General features: G+C 65.5%; 17 protein-coding genes and 1 pseudogene. 10 read left to right on the top strand and 8 right to left on the bottom strand.

The window, feature by feature from the left end; genetic code table 11:
* On the bottom strand, positions 1 to 321 hold a 321-nt coding region (locus BMW72_RS13535; RefSeq protein WP_167361066.1), incomplete at its 3' end, for a DUF222 domain-containing protein.
* Positions 322 to 385: 64 nt separating this feature from the next.
* Positions 386 to 631, bottom strand: a complete 246-nt coding sequence (locus tag BMW72_RS13530; protein ID WP_134450328.1) for a hypothetical protein — start codon at positions 629 to 631, stop codon at positions 386 to 388.
* Between the two features lie 260 nt (positions 632 to 891).
* On the opposite strand from BMW72_RS13530, the gene BMW72_RS13525 reads away from it, so the two are divergent.
* The gene (locus BMW72_RS13525) at positions 892 to 1,254 is read left to right on the top strand and encodes an ArsR/SmtB family transcription factor (protein WP_092111422.1); all 363 of its coding nucleotides are present in this window, start codon (positions 892 to 894) and stop codon (positions 1,252 to 1,254) included.
* Positions 1,251 to 1,745 (top strand): SRPBCC family protein, encoded by a 495-nt coding sequence (locus tag BMW72_RS13520; protein WP_092111421.1) that lies wholly within the window; start codon positions 1,251 to 1,253, stop codon positions 1,743 to 1,745. The genes BMW72_RS13525 and BMW72_RS13520 overlap by 4 nt, the downstream gene beginning before the upstream one ends.
* A 103-nt stretch (positions 1,746 to 1,848) precedes the next feature.
* Here BMW72_RS13520 and BMW72_RS13515 read toward each other — a convergent pair whose 3' ends face one another.
* Positions 1,849 to 2,916 carry an NAD(P)-dependent alcohol dehydrogenase gene (locus BMW72_RS13515; RefSeq protein WP_092111419.1) on the bottom strand — a complete coding sequence of 356 codons (1,068 nt, stop codon included), beginning with the start codon at positions 2,914 to 2,916 and terminating at the stop codon, positions 1,849 to 1,851.
* 202 nt (positions 2,917 to 3,118) lie between these two features.
* Here BMW72_RS13515 and BMW72_RS13510 point away from each other — a divergent pair, with 202 nt between their 5' ends.
* Positions 3,119 to 4,099 (top strand): NAD(P)-dependent alcohol dehydrogenase, encoded by a 981-nt coding sequence (locus BMW72_RS13510; RefSeq protein ID WP_092111417.1) that lies wholly within the window; start codon positions 3,119 to 3,121, stop codon positions 4,097 to 4,099.
* Here the strand turns inward: BMW72_RS13510 and BMW72_RS13505 are convergent.
* Positions 4,065 to 4,643, bottom strand: a complete 579-nt coding sequence (locus BMW72_RS13505; RefSeq protein ID WP_092111415.1) for a CGNR zinc finger domain-containing protein — start codon at positions 4,641 to 4,643, stop codon at positions 4,065 to 4,067. The genes BMW72_RS13510 and BMW72_RS13505 overlap by 35 nt on opposite strands.
* Positions 4,644 to 4,714: 71 nt before the next feature.
* Here BMW72_RS13505 and BMW72_RS13500 point away from each other — a divergent pair, with 71 nt between their 5' ends.
* On the top strand, positions 4,715 to 5,716 hold the full coding sequence (locus tag BMW72_RS13500) for an EamA family transporter (RefSeq protein WP_092111413.1): 1,002 nt from the start codon (positions 4,715 to 4,717) through the stop codon (positions 5,714 to 5,716).
* 4 nt (positions 5,717 to 5,720) lie between these two features.
* Here BMW72_RS13500 and BMW72_RS13495 read toward each other — a convergent pair whose 3' ends face one another.
* Entirely contained in the window at positions 5,721 to 6,434 is a 714-nt protein-coding gene (locus tag BMW72_RS13495; RefSeq protein WP_166787684.1) for a ferritin-like domain-containing protein, read from the bottom strand.
* A gap of 132 nt (positions 6,435 to 6,566) precedes the next feature.
* Here BMW72_RS13495 and BMW72_RS13490 point away from each other — a divergent pair, with 132 nt between their 5' ends.
* Complete coding sequence (locus tag BMW72_RS13490) at positions 6,567 to 7,253, top strand: response regulator transcription factor (RefSeq protein WP_092111409.1); 687 nt, start codon at positions 6,567 to 6,569, stop codon at positions 7,251 to 7,253.
* Positions 7,250 to 8,554 (top strand): HAMP domain-containing sensor histidine kinase, encoded by a 1,305-nt coding sequence (locus tag BMW72_RS13485; RefSeq protein ID WP_092111407.1) that lies wholly within the window; start codon positions 7,250 to 7,252, stop codon positions 8,552 to 8,554. The genes BMW72_RS13490 and BMW72_RS13485 overlap by 4 nt, the downstream gene beginning before the upstream one ends.
* A gap of 102 nt (positions 8,555 to 8,656) precedes the next feature.
* Here the strand turns inward: BMW72_RS13485 and BMW72_RS13480 are convergent.
* Positions 8,657 to 9,433 (bottom strand): annotated as a pseudogene (locus tag BMW72_RS13480) (manganese catalase family protein); the annotation flags it as partial.
* A 118-nt stretch (positions 9,434 to 9,551) separates the two neighbouring features.
* Between BMW72_RS13480 and BMW72_RS13475 the strand changes: the two are divergent.
* Together BMW72_RS13475 and BMW72_RS13470 are read left to right on the top strand one after the other, a co-directional pair.
* On the top strand, positions 9,552 to 10,166 hold the full coding sequence (locus BMW72_RS13475) for a DnaJ family domain-containing protein (protein ID WP_241983827.1): 615 nt from the start codon (positions 9,552 to 9,554) through the stop codon (positions 10,164 to 10,166).
* A 102-nt stretch (positions 10,167 to 10,268) separates the two neighbouring features.
* On the top strand, positions 10,269 to 11,300 hold the full coding sequence (locus BMW72_RS13470) for an NADPH:quinone reductase (protein ID WP_092111405.1): 1,032 nt from the start codon (positions 10,269 to 10,271) through the stop codon (positions 11,298 to 11,300).
* A 189-nt stretch (positions 11,301 to 11,489) separates the two neighbouring features.
* Here BMW72_RS13470 and BMW72_RS13465 read toward each other — a convergent pair whose 3' ends face one another.
* Positions 11,490 to 13,367 carry a DEAD/DEAH box helicase gene (locus BMW72_RS13465; RefSeq protein ID WP_092111403.1) on the bottom strand — a complete coding sequence of 626 codons (1,878 nt, stop codon included), beginning with the start codon at positions 13,365 to 13,367 and terminating at the stop codon, positions 11,490 to 11,492.
* A gap of 266 nt (positions 13,368 to 13,633) precedes the next feature.
* Between BMW72_RS13465 and BMW72_RS13460 the strand changes: the two genes are divergently transcribed.
* Both BMW72_RS13460 and BMW72_RS13455 read left to right on the top strand, forming a co-directional pair.
* Positions 13,634 to 14,860 carry a fibronectin type III domain-containing protein gene (locus tag BMW72_RS13460; protein WP_241983828.1) on the top strand — a complete coding sequence of 409 codons (1,227 nt, stop codon included), beginning with the start codon at positions 13,634 to 13,636 and terminating at the stop codon, positions 14,858 to 14,860.
* A 99-nt stretch (positions 14,861 to 14,959) separates the two neighbouring features.
* A complete protein-coding gene (locus tag BMW72_RS13455) occupies positions 14,960 to 15,202 on the top strand; it encodes a toxin-antitoxin system YwqK family antitoxin (RefSeq protein ID WP_241983829.1) in 243 nt (80 codons plus the stop codon).
* On the opposite strand, the gene BMW72_RS13450 is transcribed toward BMW72_RS13455, so the two are convergent.
* Complete coding sequence (locus BMW72_RS13450) at positions 15,199 to 15,975, bottom strand: alpha/beta fold hydrolase (RefSeq protein ID WP_092111400.1); 777 nt, start codon at positions 15,973 to 15,975, stop codon at positions 15,199 to 15,201. The genes BMW72_RS13455 and BMW72_RS13450 overlap by 4 nt on opposite strands.
* Positions 15,976 to 16,021: the final 46 nt, after the last annotated feature.

The raw sequence follows: 16,021 nt of genomic DNA, 5'->3' as shown, positions 1-16,021 counted from the left end.
GCTGGCGACGAGGGAACGCTCGACCCGATCGAGATCCTCCACCAGCACGGAGGAACGCAGGCCGTCGAGCACCGTCACGATCACCCGGGCCTGCTCCAGCCCGAGCGCCCCGCTCTGCAGGGCGGCGCCGAGCACGGGGTAGGTGGGGGCGAGGGGCCGGCCGAGCAGCATGCGCTGGCCGGCTTTCTCGCCGAGCGCGGCACGCTGGCGCACCTCGGCGCGGGAGAGCCTGGCCAGGGTGCAGACCAGCTCGACCCCGCTGCGGCACCCGAGCCGCCGCGCCAACGTCGGCGCCGCCAGAGCCGCCGACGCACCCGCCACGCTCGGAGCCGCCCCCACCGCACCAGCATGTTCCGGGGCGGTACTCGGGGCGGCGGCACTCTGATCAACAGCAGCCTGAGCGGCGCAGCACATCCGACGTGGAGAGCACCCGAGCCCCGTCGACGACCCGGCCCACGCTCTCCAAAGCCAGCAGCATGCTCAGCGATTCCTCGTCACCGAGCAACCCAAACGACACCCCGCCCAACGCCGCCAACAAGGAATTCCTGGCCTGCTCCACCGCCACAATGGCGGCAGATGAACTGGACTCACTCGGGTTTTCCATGAACATGGGCGCCAGTGCCTCCTTCACAACGATTTTACCGCAAATCGAACAGAAAAGCGAGAAAAACTCAGAAGTGGTCTAGCGAAGTGATTTGGCGGCTTTCGCGAATTTTACGCCGCTGATTCCAGTAAATGCCTGAAATATCGCTCCTGCACCACTTCGCGAGATCGAAGTCATGAGTGATTTTCTGTCACGAATACGCGCCCTGCGAGTCGGGTGCGCCATCGTGCAGTCCGGAGGGAAATTTCCCTTGCCGAACGTCGGCCTAGGCGATACCATACAACCAAATGGTTGTATATCAAGACGTGAGTAACGAGACCGATCGCATTTTTCACGCGCTCGCGGATGCCACGCGCCGCGACATCGTCGTGCGGGTCGTGCAGCGAGAGCAGTCGGTGTCGACGCTCGCTGAGCGCTACGCCATGAGCTTCACCGCCGTGCAGAAGCACGTCGCCGTGCTCGAACGAGCGCACCTCATCGTCAAAGAGCGTCGCGGTCGGGAACAAATCGTGCGCAGCAACCCTGACACGCTGCGCAAAGCCACGGTACTGCTGCAGCACTATGAAGAACTCTGGCGGGATCGCGCCCAGAGCATCAGTGACATCTTGTCCCAGGGTGTCGCGGAACAAGAAAAAGGAGAAGAATCATGACCGTCGTCAGTTCACAGACAGATCCTGAGGCGTTGACCCTCACCTTTGTGGCCGAATTCGACGCGAACGTCGAACGTGTCTGGCAGATCTGGGAGGATCCGCGCCAGCTGGAGCGCTGGTGGGGGCCGCCCACCTGGCCAGCCACCTTCGACCGCCACGACTTCGTACCCGGCGGAAGATCGAAGTATTACATGACCGGCCCCGACGGCGAGAAGGCGCGCGGCTGGTGGGTGACCACCGCCATCCGCTCGCCCGAGCATTTGGAATTTGACGATGGCTTCGCCGATGACGACGGTGAGCCCACCGGTGAACTGGGGGTGACGCACGCGGTGGTCACCCTGGAGCAGGTTGAAGCGGGAACACGCATGACCGTTTTCAGCACCTTCGAGACCGCCGAGCAGCTGCAGAAGATGATGGATATGGGCATGGAAGAGGGCATGCGTGAGGCGATGGGCCAAATCGACAGCCTGCTCGCCGAGGCGCGGGCGTAATCCCCGAGCAGAATGAAAATCGCTCCCGAAAGTACATTTCGGGAGCGATTTTCGGACGGCTGGTCTAAGCCGCTATCGACCTGCGTCGCGCACCCGGCCTGTATTACACGGCGGAGCGAGTCTCATTCGCGAAGGTGGCCACGTCGATGACGAAACGGTAGCGTACGTCGCTGCGGACGACGCGCTCGTAGGCCTCGTTGACCTGATCGACCGAGATGATCTCGATGTCGGCGCCGATCCCGTGGGCAGCACAGAAGTCGAGCATCTCCTGTGTCTGACGGATGCCGCCGATCTTCGAGCCGGCGATTGAGCGCCGCTGGGAGGCGAGCCAGAACATCTTCACGCTGTCGGGTTCAGTAGGAATTCCCACGTGTACGAGGGTGCCGTCGAGTGCGAGCAGCTGCAGGTAGCGTTCCATATCGAGGTTCGCGGCCACCGTGTTCACGATGAGGTCGAAGTGGTTCTCCAGTTCTGTGAACGTGGTCGGGTCACTCGTGGCGAAGTAGTGGTCTGCGCCGAAGCGCAGGCCATCCTCCTGCTTGCTCAGGGTCTGGCTGAGTACGGTGACCTCGGCGCCGAGCGCGTGCGCGATCTTCACGCCCATGTGCCCCAGGCCGCCCATGCCGAGGATAGCGACCTTCTTTCCGGGGCCCGCTTTCCAATTCTTGAGCGGAGAGTACAGCGTGATGCCGGCGCAGAGCAGGGGAGCGGCCTCGGAAAGCTCGATGCCGTTCGGGATGCCCAGAACGAAGTTTTCGTCCACAACGACTGCGGTGCTGTAGCCGCCGTTGGTGGGAGTTCCGTCGTAGTACCGCGAGTTGTAGGTGCCCACTTCACCCTTCAGGCAGTACTGCTCCTCCCCGGCCAGACAGTTGACGCACTCGCGACAGGAGTCCACGAAGCATCCCACCCCAACGCGGTCGCCCACGCGGTAACGGGTGACATCGCTGCCGACGGCTGAAACGATGCCGGCGATTTCGTGGCCGGGGACCATAGGAAACAGTCCAACGTCCCACTCGTCGCGGGCCTGGTGAATGTCGGAGTGGCAGATACCCGAGAACTTGATATCGATGGCCACGTCGTGGGCGCCGGGCGTGCGCACCTCGATCGTGGTGCGTAGGAGTGGCTGGCCAGCTGCGGGGGCGGCGATGGCGGGAACGGTAGTCGTCATAAGAAACTCTTCCAGTACGGGTGATGGAATGCGGGGGGACCCCGTGCCGTGGCACGTGTCGACGGTGAGATCCGCTGCTTCAACGCTACGCGAAGCGGGTGGCATTGTCAGGACCGCAGGGGGTTCTGACAGACCCTCCCTGGGCATCCGCTTGTCAGGCAGTCCACTGATGCGTTGGGACGGGAAGAGTACGCTGTGCCGCATGAGAGCTGCCGTGTACCGCCACTACGGACCGCCGAGCTTTGTGCACGTCGAGAATGCGCTGTCGTCGGTTCCCCGTCCGGGCGAGCTGCTTGTGCGCGTCTACGCCAGCACCGTGAATCGCACGGACTGCGGCTTTCTGAGCGGCAAGCCACGTGTGGTTCGATTTTTCAGCGGTCTGCGTGCGCCGCGAGCGACGATTCTCGGCTGCGAGTTCGCCGGTGACGTCGCCGCGGTCGGCTCCGGCGTGCGGTCGTTCACGGTCGGGCAGCGAGTGTTCGGCTACAACGCGGTGAAGTTTGGTGGGCATGCGGAATACCTGACCATCTCCGAAACAGATCTGGTTGCCGAGATTCCGGCGGGATGGTCGTACGGCGAGGCCGCACCGATCGTGGAGGGTGCCCACTATGCGCTCAACATGATTCGCGCGGCGAAGATCACGGCCGGGCAGAAGGTGCTGGTCAACGGAGGCACCGGGGGAATCGGTTCGGCAGCAGTGCAATTGCTCGTGCACCTCGGCGCTCGAGTCACCGCGGTCTGCGCCACGGCGCACCTGTCTGTGCTCGACTCCCTCGGTGCCGAGCGGGTCGTCGACTATACCCGGGATGACTTCACGACTCTCGATGACGAATTTGACGTGGTGCTCGATGCGGTCGGCAAGAGCAGTTTCGGGCGTTGCCGGCGGCTGCTCGTTCCCGGGGGGATCTACGTGTCGTCCGAGCTTGGTTCGATGTGGCAGAACCCGGTGTTGGCCGTGACCACCCCGCTGCTGCGCCGCAAACGCGTGCTGTTTCCCATCCCGAAGGACACCCGAGACGATGTGTTGCTGCTCAAGGGGCTGGCCGAATCGGGTGAGTTTCGGCCGATAATCGACCGCACCTATTCCCTCGAACAGATTCGTGAGGCCTACGAGTACGTGGCGGTCGGCCAGAAGATCGGCAACGTCGTCATTCGCGTTCGCGACGAGAGCTCTGGGCAGTAGCCGCCTGACGCCCGCGGAAGGCGATCATATTCATCCGATTGCCGCAGCGCACGCTGCAGAACCGCTTGGACCCATTGCGGGAGAGATCGAGCACCAGGCCGGTGCAGGCATCCGCTTCGCACATGCGCAGGCGACCCATTTCGTCACTGCGGATCACGTCGATCAGGGCCAGTGCCGCCTCGACGCGCATGCGCTCCCCGAGCGGTGCCTCGGGCACCGTCGCGTGCAGGTGCCAGTCCGACACGTCATGGCGCGCCAGCTGGGGCAGCGCCTTCGCCTCGCGCAGCATGCGGTTGACCTCGACCACGGCATCATCGCGGTCGAGGGTCCAGACTCGGCGGAGCAGCGCACGGGTCTGCCGAACGTCGGCCAGTTCGGCGTCGTTCCCGTCGATGCGCCCGGTGAACGGAATCGGCGCGAGGAGCGTCGCAAGGTCCTCAAGAGTCTCGAGCTCGTCCCGGCCGCTGCGGGAGGCCCCGGGATCGGTGTCGCCGAGCAGGACCACGAATTCGAGGGCCTCTTCGGTGTCAGGGGCAAAATGCAAGTTGACTCCTTAACAATTCGGTCCTACCGTAAGTGGTGAACATAGTTTAGCCCATGACTAAAGGATTCTTCATGAAGCTGTCCTCACTACCCGGGAGCCTGATCATCGCTGCCGTCGCCGCTCTCTCTTTCGGAACCTCGGGCGCCCTGGTCAAGCCGATGCTCGAGGCCGGCTGGTCGCCGACCGCGGCTGTCACCGCTCGCGCACTAACGGCGGGGGTGGTGTTGCTGCCATTCGCGCTCTACTCATTGCGCGGTCGCTGGTCGGTGCTGTGGCTGGGCCGCTGGCGGGTGTTGGGCATGGGGATCGTGGGTGTCGCGGCCACCCAGCTCGCCTATTTCGCTGCCCTGCAAACTATTCCAGTCTCCACCGCACTACTGATTGAATTTCTCGCGCCGCTGATTCTGGTCGGTTTTGTGTGGGTCTCGACGAAACGGATGCCGCGGCGCACGGTTCTTCTCGGCTCGGCCCTCGCCGTGGCCGGGTTGGTGCTCGTCATCGGACCCGGCGCGATTCGGGCCGTCGACCCGGTGGGAGTGGTGTTCGCGTTCGGAGCGGCGATTGCCTGTGCGGTGTTCTTTGTCGTCGCCGCGCGCCCGGCCGAAGGGCTGCCGCCGATCGCGCTTGCCGCGTTTGGTCTGCTGGTGGGCGGCGTGGTGCTCGGTGTGCTCGGCGTTTGCGGTCTGCTGCCGTTCACGGCCTCTTTTGCCGACCTGAACGTGCTGGACACGGTGCTGCCCTGGTGGGTGCCGCTGCTCGTTCTCGCCGTCATCAGTACGGCGGTCGCCTACGCGGCCGGCATTACCGCGGCCGGACGACTCGGGTCGCGGCTGGCATCGTTTGTCGGGCTGCTCGAGGTGATCTTCGCATCGCTGTTCGCCTGGCTGTTGCTCGGGGAACAACTCACCCCGGTGCAGCTGCTCGGCGGGCTGCTCATTCTTGGTGGCATTGCGGCCGTGGGCGAGGAGCGGGTCGAGCTGGCGGCAGAGTCGCTGCCGCCAGAGGAGCCGCTGCGGCACGAGGCCGCGGTCGTGGACTCCGGAGAGGCGACGGCCGCGGCATCCACTCACTGAGACTTCAGTCGCTGAACGTCTTGCCGCCAAACGCGACGAGGTGGTGTTCGGAAGCGGCCAGCAGGTGTTCGTAGACCGCGAGCACGTCGGGAGCGGTGACACCCTCGGTCGCAGCGGTAAGGTCGGCGATGTCGAGTTCTTCCACGGTGCGGGCAGCGTTCATCGCAGCGTCCAGACTCACGGAACCCTCGGCAAGCAGGGTGTCGTAGAGATTCTGGGTGACGTCGGTAGAGAACACACCGGCGGCCAGCCCGACCGTTGGATCGGCGATGTCGTAGCGTTCGAGCAGCGTGCCGACGGCATCGCTGTGCTTCGTTTCAGAACTCAGGATGCGAGTGAAGACAGCGGCGTCGTACTGTTGGGAGAACGCGAGGTAAAGATCGTGCGCGAGCTTCTCCTCGGCAGCCATCGCCGCGAGCGCGGTGGCCTGTTCGCCGGTGACGGTGCCGCTGGGCACATCGGTGAGCCCCGCGCCGGAGCCGGGCATGCCTGAGCCGGCGTGATCGGAGCCCGTTGCGTGATTGGAGCTGTCGTTCTTTGCGTTGCTCTGGTGCCCCGACATTCCGGTGACGGCTTCACTCCTTGTCGAACGCGCGCCCGCTCCGTTCGCTGCCGCATCGCCGTTTCGCAGGGCGGCGGCCAGGCTCGGAGTCGCGATGAGGGCGGTGATGACGACGCCTGTAGCGATCGCCGAGGTGATGATGATCTTCCTGCGCATGGTGTGCTCCCTTTTCGTTGGTGACTCCACGATGTCGCTCGGGGGTGCAGACGATCTGGCGACCGTATGGAGTTGGTGTGGAGAACGCGAGCGCTGCGGCATCCGCTTGCCGAGCCAAAGCTAGGGTGAAGTATGCCCACGGTGCTGGTAGTTGAAGACGAACGCGATATTCGCGAACTGCTGCGGCGCTATCTGGAACGTGCTGGGTTCTTTGTTTTCACGACCCCATCGGGTGCCGAGGCGCTCACACTGCTGACGGCGGCCGACCTGGTGATACTCGACCTCGGCCTGCCCGACATCGACGGCACCGATATTCTGCGGGAGATCCATGCCCTCGGCACCCTGCCGGTCATCGTGCTGACCGCGCGCAGCACCACCGAAGACCGCATTCACGGCCTCGAGCTCGGTGCCGACGACTATGTGACCAAGCCGTTCAGTCCCGCTGAGGTGGTGCTGCGGGTGCAGGCCGTGCTGCACCGGTACAGCGGGCCGCCGGCCGACGTTGGCCCGGTCACTTACGGCGACCAGCGGCTGCGCATCGACGAGAGCTCGCACCAGGCCTGGCTCGACGGGATCATGCTCGACCTCACCCCCACCGAATGGGGCCTGCTCGCAGCGGTGGCGACGGCACCCGGGCGCGTTTATTCTCGCTACGAACTGGTGAACCGGGTGCGCGGGTACGAATATGTCGGCTATGAGCGCACCATCGACTCCCATATCAAGAACTTGCGCCGCAAGCTGGGTGTGACCGGAGCGGATGTCGTGCAGACGGTTCTCGGAGTCGGCTACCGGCTCGGACTGACCCAGGACCGGTCATGACCCGCCTTGGCTCGCTGGGTCGACGCCTGCTGCTGGCGTTTGTCATGGTCTCTATTTCGTCAGTGCTCGTGCTGAGCGGCGCCGCGCTCGTCGGGGTTGATCGGGGCGTTCAAGCTGACCGCGCGCACATTGCGGCTACGGCGGCGTCTGCCGGAGCCGACGCGTACGTTCAGGCCGGCGGCTGGCAAACGGCAGACCTCAGCCGGGTTTTCGCGATCGGTGCTGCGGCATCGGCTCGTGTTGCGGTAGCGGATGCGAGCGGAGTCACGTTGCAGGCCCGCACCGGTGGCCCGGGCCAGGGGAGGGGGGAGAACACCGTCATCCTGCCGATTGTCGCCGACGACGTGGAGGTCGGTACGGTTCGTCTGAGCTTCGGTGGCAACGCGGGAAACGGTGTGCGGAACGTCGCCTGGACCTGGATTGGTGTCGCCGCGGTTGTCGCGCTCGCCGTCGCGCTCGCCGCGAGCTGGCTGGTGACCCGTCGCCTGGTGCGCCCGATCCGCGCAATGACGGATGCCGCCCACTCGTTCACGGCCGGCAACCGGCAGTCCCGTGCCCCATCGGGGGCGCCGGGGGAACTCGGCGAACTCGCCGTCGCCTTCAACGACATGGCGGATTCGGTCATGGGCTCGGAGCGGGACCGCCGAACCCTCACCGCCGATGTTGCGCACGAACTCCGCACACCGCTGGCCGCCCTGCAGGCCGGGCTCGAAGAACTGCGGGACGGGCTCGTTGCGCCCACACCCGCAGGGCTCGCGGGCCTGCACGATCAGTCCCTGCGTCTCGGACGGGTCGTAGCGGATCTGGCCGAGCTCTCGGCGGTCGAGACGGCCGGCTTATCGCTGCAACTGGCATCGGTTGACCTGGCCCAGGTCGCCAGGGAGGAAGTGGCCCAACACGAAGCACGGTTGCGAGTGGCGGCGGTGCGCGTCAGCGTCGAGGCCCTGGACCCAGTCTTCGTTCGAGCGGATGCTGACCGGCTGCACCAGGCCATCGCCAACCTGCTCGCCAATGCCGCGCGGTATTGCCGCCCCGGCGACAGCGTGCGGCTGACTGTTTGGGAGGCGGACGGAGTGGCCGCGCTCGAGGTCGCCGATAGTGGTCCCGGCATTCCCGCCGACGAACTTCCGCATATCTTCGACCGGCTGTGGCGCGGTCGCGCTGCCCGGCAGGTTGCCGGTTCGGGCATCGGCCTGGCTCTGGTGCGCGAGATCGTCACGCGGCACGGTGGAACCATCGCCGCGGCATCCGCTGGGGGTGAGGGAACGACGATCACGATCCGCTTGCCGGCCAGGCCCTGATCGCCGAGCTCAAGCCGATCAGTCGTGAGTGGGTCGACGTCGAAGCTTGAAGCAGAGTGCCCCGCCGCACCGTGTGGCGGGGCACTCTGCTTCGCAGGCGATCTAGTCGTTTGCGCGTGCGCCGACCGGGCCGAACATGGCGTCGACGTCGGCGAGCTCCAGGTCGGCGGTCGCCTGAATGAGGGCGAGCAGTTCCGGGTCCAGGCCGGGCGCGAACTCCTCGAGGCGTTCCGCCGAGATCATCGACGGAACGCCGGCGGGAGCCTGCTCGGTCGCATCGAGCTTCGTGCCGTCCTTCGACGGCGACATGCCCCGATAGATCTTGCCAGCCTCCGACTGCCCGGCGAGGTCGAAGGTGTACTGCTTACTGTGCAGGCCCAGGTCGACGAGCCGTTTGACCTCCGGAAATTTTTCGGCGTTGGTTTTCGGAATCGGAAGCAGAGTCTTCCAGTTCACGCCGAGGGTTTCGAGCGCCTTCGCAAAGCCGTTCTCGTGTGCCTGGTCCCGCACGATCAGATATGAAATCGTCGACCGGGCCGTCTTGTTGTCGGTCATCTCGTAGATTCGGCACTTCTGCAGGCGCCCGGTGGATTCCAGCATGAGGTTGTACAGCAGGTCGAGAACGAGATTACCTGAGTTGTAGACGTAGCTGCCGCTCCACGGGTTGCCCACCGAATCAACGGGCAGGGCGCCCTGCGCACCCACCAGATAATGATGGATGTTGCCCTGGGTGAGGGCCAGTTCGAGTGGGATTTTGCCGCCCGCGCCAGGGATGTCCAGCGGATCGGTCGGCTTGCCCTGATAGCGCGGCGAGCCGTCGAGCAGCCGCGAGATCGTGGTTCCGATGAGCTCGACGTGGCTGATCTCTTCGGTGCCCGCCAGATCGGAGGGCTTCGCGTATGGCATTTGCTTCGGCTGGTGTTGTCACACGCGGTCCGCCCGGCAACCGACGGCGCACCGGTCGACTCCGAGCCCCTCGCGATCTAGGCTGGCAGCCATGACCGGCAAGAAAGATCGCAGCGACGCACGTGTGAATGTGGCTCGCTACCGGGTAGAGCGGATGTTGCCGCCCGAGCAGGCAGACACCGCCGCGACAGAAGCGACCGAGCGGGAGACGAACGCGGCCGGGCAGTCCATGATGGAGGCCCGCGCCCAGTATGTGGAAATGGCCATCCAGCAGGCAATTCGGCGCGGCGAGTTCGACAACCTGCCCGGCGCTGGCAAGCCGCTCGCTAACCTCGACCGCGGGTATGACCCGGACTGGTGGATTCGCCAGAAGATTGAGAGCGAGAAGATCACCGGGCTCGGACCCCCCGCTCTCACCCTGCGTACCGAGAACGCCGAGCTCGACGCCCGCCTCGACCGCGCGCACTCCGAGGCTGCGGTGACGGAGATTCTCAACGATTTCAACAGTCGCGTCGTGGCCGCACGCCGGCAATTGCAGGGCGGGCCGCCCGTGGTCACCCCTACCCGTGATGTGGCGGAACAGCTCGCACTCTGGCAGGAGCGCCGGGCCGCGCGAAGCGATGCGGCCAGGCTCGCACGGGAGCAAGAGGCGGCTGCGCTCGCCGCGATGACGTGGCGCGAGCGCCGGCGCGCTCGCTCTCAATGACCTCATGATTCGCGAGAACCTTCAAGCGACCATCAAACGTTTGTCGCCCTAACGCAAGGCATCGTCGGGAAACATTACCGTGCCTCGGGTGTTATCCCTCATATGAAGACCATTGTGTACAGCGAAACCGGTGACCCGTCCGTGCTCCACCTCGTCGAGCGTCCGGTGACCGAGCCCGGAGCCGGCGAAGTTCGGGTGCGAATCGTGGTTAGTGGAGTGAACCCGACTGACTGGAAGTCGCGCCGCGGCGCGGGTGCGGGGGAGGCCCTCACGTTCGCTGACGTGGTGCCGAACCAGGACGGCGCGGGATTCGTCGATGCGGTCGGAGCCGGTGTCTCTAACGTGGCCGTCGGCGATCGCGTGTGGCTCGCGCTCGCCGCCTACCAGCGGGCCGACAGTGGAACTGCCCAGGAACTTGCGGTGCTTCCGGCGGAACGCGTCTTTCTGCTGCCATCCCCCGCCAGTTTCGACCAGGGAGCCAGCCTCGGGGTGCCGGCCATCACCGCATACCGGGCCCTCACCGTGGCCGAGGACGGGCCCCGGCGCCTGCATCTGGGAGCGCTCGACGGCAAGATCGTGCTCGTCGCAGGCGGTGCCGGCGCCGTCGGTCATGCCGCCATCCAGCTCGCTTGCTGGGCCGGTGCGACCGTGATCACGACGGTCAGCGGGCCAGCCAAGGCCGCACTGGCTTCCGCCGCCGGCGCACACCACGTGCTCATCTACACCGACTCCGACGCTGCCGCCGATATTCGGGCCATCGCACCCGACGGCGTCGACCTCATCGTCGAGGTGTCTCCCGCCCAGAACTCCGAACTCGACCTCGCAGTCATTCGCAACCGCGGATCGATCGCGGTCTACGCCAACAACGGGGGCGACCGGATGACCCTAGACGTGCGCAAGCACTTCAGCCTCAACGTGCGCTACCAGTTCGTACTGCTCTACACCGTGGGCATCGAGGTCGTGCAGCAGGCCGCCGCGAGCATCAACGAGGCTCTCGTGGACGGCGCGCTGGCCGTCGGAACGGATGCGGGACTGCCGCTGCACCGCTTCGACCTCGCGCACACGGCGGATGCCCACGCCCTCGTCGAAAGCGGGGTCACCGGAAAGGTGCTCATCGATGTCGCCGCGGGCTGATCCGGGATGGCCTGGTTCGTAAGCCGGGCCGGCGCACAACTCCTGCAATTTGAGGGGCGCAAATTGAACTTCCCCGTGCTTCTGCGGGTGTGGCGGCGCCCCGGTGAGAATTGCAGGAGTTATGCGCGCCGGGAGTTGTGCAGAGAGCCCCCTCACCGCGAACGGTGAGGGGGCTCATCGACCTGCGGCCTAGTACTCGCGGCGCGGGGCGCGCGGCGGGCGATCGCCCTGCTCGGCGGAGCGTGAGGCGCCGCCTTTGTCAGCACGCAGCTCGATGAGCTTGCCGCTGATGCGGGTGTTCTCGAGCTTGGAGAACACGTCGCCCGCCAGGTCAGCGGGAAGCTCGACCAGCGAGAACTCGGGCAGAATCTTGATGTGTCCAAAGTCGTCGCGGCTCAGGCCACCCTCGTTGGCGAGGGCGCCAACGATCTGACGCGGTTCCACCTTGTGCCGCTTGCCGACCTCGATGCGGTACTGCGCCATCGGCTTGCCGCTGGACCGCACCGGGCGTTCGCTGCGCACGGGGCGGTCGTCGCGGTCGCCGAAGTTGCTGCGCGGAGCGTAGCTGCCACGGTCGTCGCGGCTGCTGCCACGGTCGTCGCGACCAAAACGGTCGTTGCGGCCGCCACGCTCCGGGCGATCACCGCGCTGCTCAGAGCGTTCAACCCGCTCGTCGCGCTCGATGCGCTGCTGCGCCCGAACATCCTCGGCGGAGAGCAGCAGGGGAGTCTCGCCCTGGGACACCACGGCGAGGGCAGCGGCCACGTCGACCTCGGGCACGTCGTGGTGGGAGACGTAGTGCGCAATGATGTCCCGGAATTTGCTGATGCGGTCAGACTCGTCGAGTGCCGATGTGATGGCATCGTCGAAGCGGGTGAGGCGCGTCACGTTGACGTCCTCAACGCTTGGCAGCTGCATCTGGGTGAGCGGCTGGCGGGTGGCCTTCTCGATCGCGGAGAGCAGGCGGCGTTCGCGCGGGGTGACGAAGCTGATCGCCGCGCCCGAGCGGCCGGCCCGGCCGGTACGACCGATGCGGTGCACGTACGACTCGGTGTCGATCGGAATGTCGTAGTTGACCACGTGGCTGATGCGCTCCACGTCAAGGCCGCGAGCGGCGACATCCGTTGCAACGAGAATATCGAGCTTGCCGCTCTTGAGCTGGTTGATCGTGCGTTCGCGCTGCACCTGCTGCACGTCGCCGTTGATCGCCATGGCGGAATAGCCGCGCGCACGCAGCTTTTCGGCGAGCAACTCGGTCTCGTTCTTGGTGCGGGCGAAGATGATCATGCCCTCGAAGTTCTCGACCTCGAGAATGCGGGTGAGCGCGTCGAGCTTCTGCGGGTACGACACCATCAGGTAGCGCTGGGTGGTGTTCGCGCTGGTCGTGGTCTTACTCTTGACCGTGATCTCTTCGGGATCGTGCAGGTACTTCTTGGAGATACGGCGAATCTGGGCCGGCATCGTGGCCGAGAACAGCGCGACCTGCTTGTCGTCGGGGGTGTCGGCGAGAATGGTCTCGATGTCCTCGACGAAGCCCATGTTGAGCATCTCGTCGGCCTCATCGAGCACCAAAAACTTCAGCTCCGACAGGTCAAGGGTGCCCTTGGCGAGGTGGTCCATGATGCGACCGGGAGTACCCACGACGATGTGCACGCCGCGACGCAGGGCCGACAGCTGCTGGCCGTAGCCCTGTCCGCCGTAGACCGGAAGCACGTGCACGCCGCGCATGTGGGCGGCATACTTCTCGAAGGCCTCACAGACCTGCAGCGCGAGTTCGCGGGTGGGCGCAAGCACGAGGGCCTGCGGGTTCTTCTGCGATAGGTCGAGACGGTTGAGAATGGGCAGCGCGAATGCGGCCGTCTTGCCGGTACCGGTCTGGGCGAGTCCGACAACGTCGCGACCCTCCAGAAGCGGGGGAATAGTGGCGGCCTGAATGGCCGATGGGGTTTCGTAGCCGACGACTTTGAGCGCCTTGAGCATGGCGTCGTTGAGTCCGAGATCGGCAAAGGTCTTGGTTGCAGTGGCAGTTTCTGCCTCGTTCTGCGCAGTGGTGTCTGGTGCGGTCATAGTACAACGGTAGTCGAAGAGTTCGCCGTCGGCGTAAAGGCTCGTCCGGCGACTCCCAAAGCGGATGCCCGCGGCCGCGGCATCCGCTTGCCGTCGCGTCGGAGGGAGGGTGTGGATACCGCCGGAACCGGTTGGGCTGAACACCCGTAGTGGTGGCGGGATCGCGCTATTCTCGTTGGGTTCCGGGCAACGTCGCTCGGAGGGGGCTCATTGCTGAGTGAAGGGCACCGCCAATGTATCTGCACAGTTCTCGTGAGAACCCGAAAATGTCAGTGCGCTGGCGTGCGTCGCTCGCTGCCGCGCTCACGGTGCTGCTGGGCCTGGCGACCACCGGTGCCAGTGCCACCGCGATCGCAAGCGTAACGCGGGCAGTAGCCCTGCCGGCACCGTTCTCTCACTCGATATTCATCAACAACGACGCCGGTAATCGTGACCACCGCATGAGTCTGCCGACGTCCAGCACGAGCGTACGGTTCCTGCTCCCGTCCGAGGTCTCCGCACTCGATATCTCGCGCGTGGAATACAGCCTGTACGGCGAGAACTTCACCGTGGGTGGCGCCGTGTCGCTCGATGCCCAGAAGCGCAGCGTGACCATTCCTTTGCCGGCCGGATTCTTCTCCGTGACGCCCGGCCATCGCCCGTTGATCGGGCCGTCCGACGAAAACGGCGTGCCGGTTCATGCCGCCGGATACTACGGGTTCGAATTCACGGCCACCGGACCGACGGCACAGCCGCCGCGCCTTGGGCTCGGCTCGGGCGACCTCTTATCGGTCACCGCGGTCGTGGAACGTGGTACCGACACGGGTGAGCGCACTCCGGTCTTCAGCCTGCACCGTGACGATGTCGATTCCGTGAACACCAGGACGCAATATTTTTCCGCGCCCACGCAGTCCGTGCGCAAGGGTGATCGCGTCACCGTCACGGGGCCTCGCGGCTTCTGGACCGGCACCCCTCGTCCCTTTGTCTCACGCCAGGTCGCGCTCGGATCCGATCTCAACGAAGATTCGTTGGAGAACCTTCTGCTGCCCCAGGCGGTCTCCGCCGACGGAAGCAGAATCACCGTCACGGTTCGCGACCGTTCAGCATCCGATTCAGATATCGATGTGCAGCCGGGGGCAGCGCCCCTGATCGCCATCACCATGCTGACGGGTATTCCGTTCGGCCCGGGGGGCGCCGACGCCGTGGACGTGTATGTCCCCGTTCGCACGGCCCCGGGGGCACCGACGATGGGAACGCCGACCGCAGGACAGGCATCCGCTACCGTGCGCTGGACGGCCCCCACCGACGGCGGCGCCGCAATTCTCGGCTATCGGGTGCGAGCCTACGCGGGTGGCAAGCTCGTGACCACACGACTCGTGGTCGGCCGGGTGCAATCGGCGGTGGTGACCGGGCTGAGAAATGGCACCGCGTACACCTTTGATGTGGCGGCGGCCAACCGGATCGGCATCGGACCGGTCTGGAAACGATCGACGACGGTCACGCCCCGGGGGTAGTTTGGTGCTCCATCCCTGCGAAGCCGGGCCGCTCTGAAAGACTGGCCTGATGGACAACGCGTGCGCTGCATCCCGGAGTGGTGCTTGAAAGGAGATTCCATGCCCACCATGCAGCACAGTGCGCCGGATGGCGAACACTGCGAGTATTACGCCGACGGCAGCGTGAAAGCGCGCGGAACCAAAGCTGGCGGCGAGCTGGACGGGTACTGGGAGTGGTTCAGAAAAGACGGCAGCAAGATGCGCTCGGGTCATTTTTCCCGCGGTGACCAGGTTGGCGAGTGGATCACCTATGACCGTTCATCCGAACCGGTTAAGGTGACCCAGATAAAGCCGCAGCCCTAGGCTTTCAGAAAAGCGATCGCGGCTTCGCGGAAGGGCCTCGACGTGGGCGCATTAAAGTGGTTTCGACCGGGAATCTCGAAGAAACTCCCGTTGGGCGTGGCCTCGGCCAGTGCCCGCGAGGCGGCGAGAATGCTATCTTCGCTGCCGGTGGCGAACAGCAGCGGTTGCGTGGGGGCATTGGCTGGTCCAGGCTGCGAGCCGCCACGCATGCCTTCGACGAGCGCGACGAGCGCGGCGAGATCGTTGCCGGGCAGGGCCTTCGCCATGGTGAGATAGGTGCCGGTGAGGCGGTCGGTGACTTCCGCGCCGTGTTCGAGGTGGGCGCGGGCAGCCGCTATCCGAAATCGTTTGAGCGGATCGCCGTCGGGGATGCCGCCGAGCACCGCCTGGGTGATGCGCCCGCCGAGTTCGCGGGCGGCCTGCCAGCCGACGCGGGCGCCCAGGGAATAGCCGACGTAGCGCACCTCGGTGAGCAGATAGGCGTCGAGCACGGCCTCGACGTCGCCGACGAGTAGTTCCATTGTGTATGCCTCGGCCGAGTGCGGTTTGTCGCTCGCGCCGTGGCCGCGCTGGTCGATACCGATCACGTGAAAGCCGGCCCGGGTCAGGTCGCGCGTCCAACCGGTGGCGTGCCAGTTCGCGATCGCGCTCGACGCGAAGCCGTGTACCACGAGCACGGTCGGATGGTCGGGGTCGCCCAGCTCGTAGGTGGCCAGTTGCACCCCGTCGAGGGACGGGACAAAACGGTGCTCGGGGGCGCTTCGGCGCAACATTCCCCTATTTCACCACGGATGCCGCGGCGTCGGTTCCCCAAATCCA

It is taken from the genome of Cryobacterium luteum (genome assembly GCF_900110125.1).
Taxonomy (GTDB): domain Bacteria; phylum Actinomycetota; class Actinomycetes; order Actinomycetales; family Microbacteriaceae; genus Cryobacterium; species Cryobacterium luteum.
The sequence above is the reverse complement of the archived record's forward strand: the minus strand, read 5'-3'. Positions and strand labels throughout refer to the sequence as shown.

Bases quoted from the DNA above. Each gene is read 5' to 3' on its own strand.
- BMW72_RS13525 (WP_092111422.1), top strand. From the start codon at position 892: ATGGTTGTATATCAAGACGTGAGTAACGAGACCGATCGCATTTTTCAC.
- BMW72_RS13520 (WP_092111421.1), top strand. From the start codon at position 1,251: ATGACCGTCGTCAGTTCACAGACAGATCCTGAGGCGTTGACCCTCACC.
- BMW72_RS13515 (WP_092111419.1), bottom strand. From the start codon at position 2,916: ATGACGACTACCGTTCCCGCCATCGCCGCCCCCGCAGCTGGCCAGCCA.
- BMW72_RS13510 (WP_092111417.1), top strand. From the start codon at position 3,119: ATGAGAGCTGCCGTGTACCGCCACTACGGACCGCCGAGCTTTGTGCAC.
- BMW72_RS13500 (WP_092111413.1), top strand. From the start codon at position 4,715: ATGAAGCTGTCCTCACTACCCGGGAGCCTGATCATCGCTGCCGTCGCC.
- BMW72_RS13495 (WP_166787684.1), bottom strand. From the start codon at position 6,434: ATGCGCAGGAAGATCATCATCACCTCGGCGATCGCTACAGGCGTCGTC.
- BMW72_RS13490 (WP_092111409.1), top strand. From the start codon at position 6,567: ATGCCCACGGTGCTGGTAGTTGAAGACGAACGCGATATTCGCGAACTG.
- BMW72_RS13485 (WP_092111407.1), top strand. From the start codon at position 7,250: ATGACCCGCCTTGGCTCGCTGGGTCGACGCCTGCTGCTGGCGTTTGTC.
- BMW72_RS13475 (WP_241983827.1), top strand. From the start codon at position 9,552: ATGACCGGCAAGAAAGATCGCAGCGACGCACGTGTGAATGTGGCTCGC.
- BMW72_RS13470 (WP_092111405.1), top strand. From the start codon at position 10,269: ATGAAGACCATTGTGTACAGCGAAACCGGTGACCCGTCCGTGCTCCAC.
- BMW72_RS13465 (WP_092111403.1), bottom strand. From the start codon at position 13,367: ATGACCGCACCAGACACCACTGCGCAGAACGAGGCAGAAACTGCCACT.
- BMW72_RS13460 (WP_241983828.1), top strand. From the start codon at position 13,634: ATGTCAGTGCGCTGGCGTGCGTCGCTCGCTGCCGCGCTCACGGTGCTG.
- BMW72_RS13455 (WP_241983829.1), top strand. From the start codon at position 14,960: ATGCCCACCATGCAGCACAGTGCGCCGGATGGCGAACACTGCGAGTAT.
- BMW72_RS13450 (WP_092111400.1), bottom strand. From the start codon at position 15,975: ATGTTGCGCCGAAGCGCCCCCGAGCACCGTTTTGTCCCGTCCCTCGAC.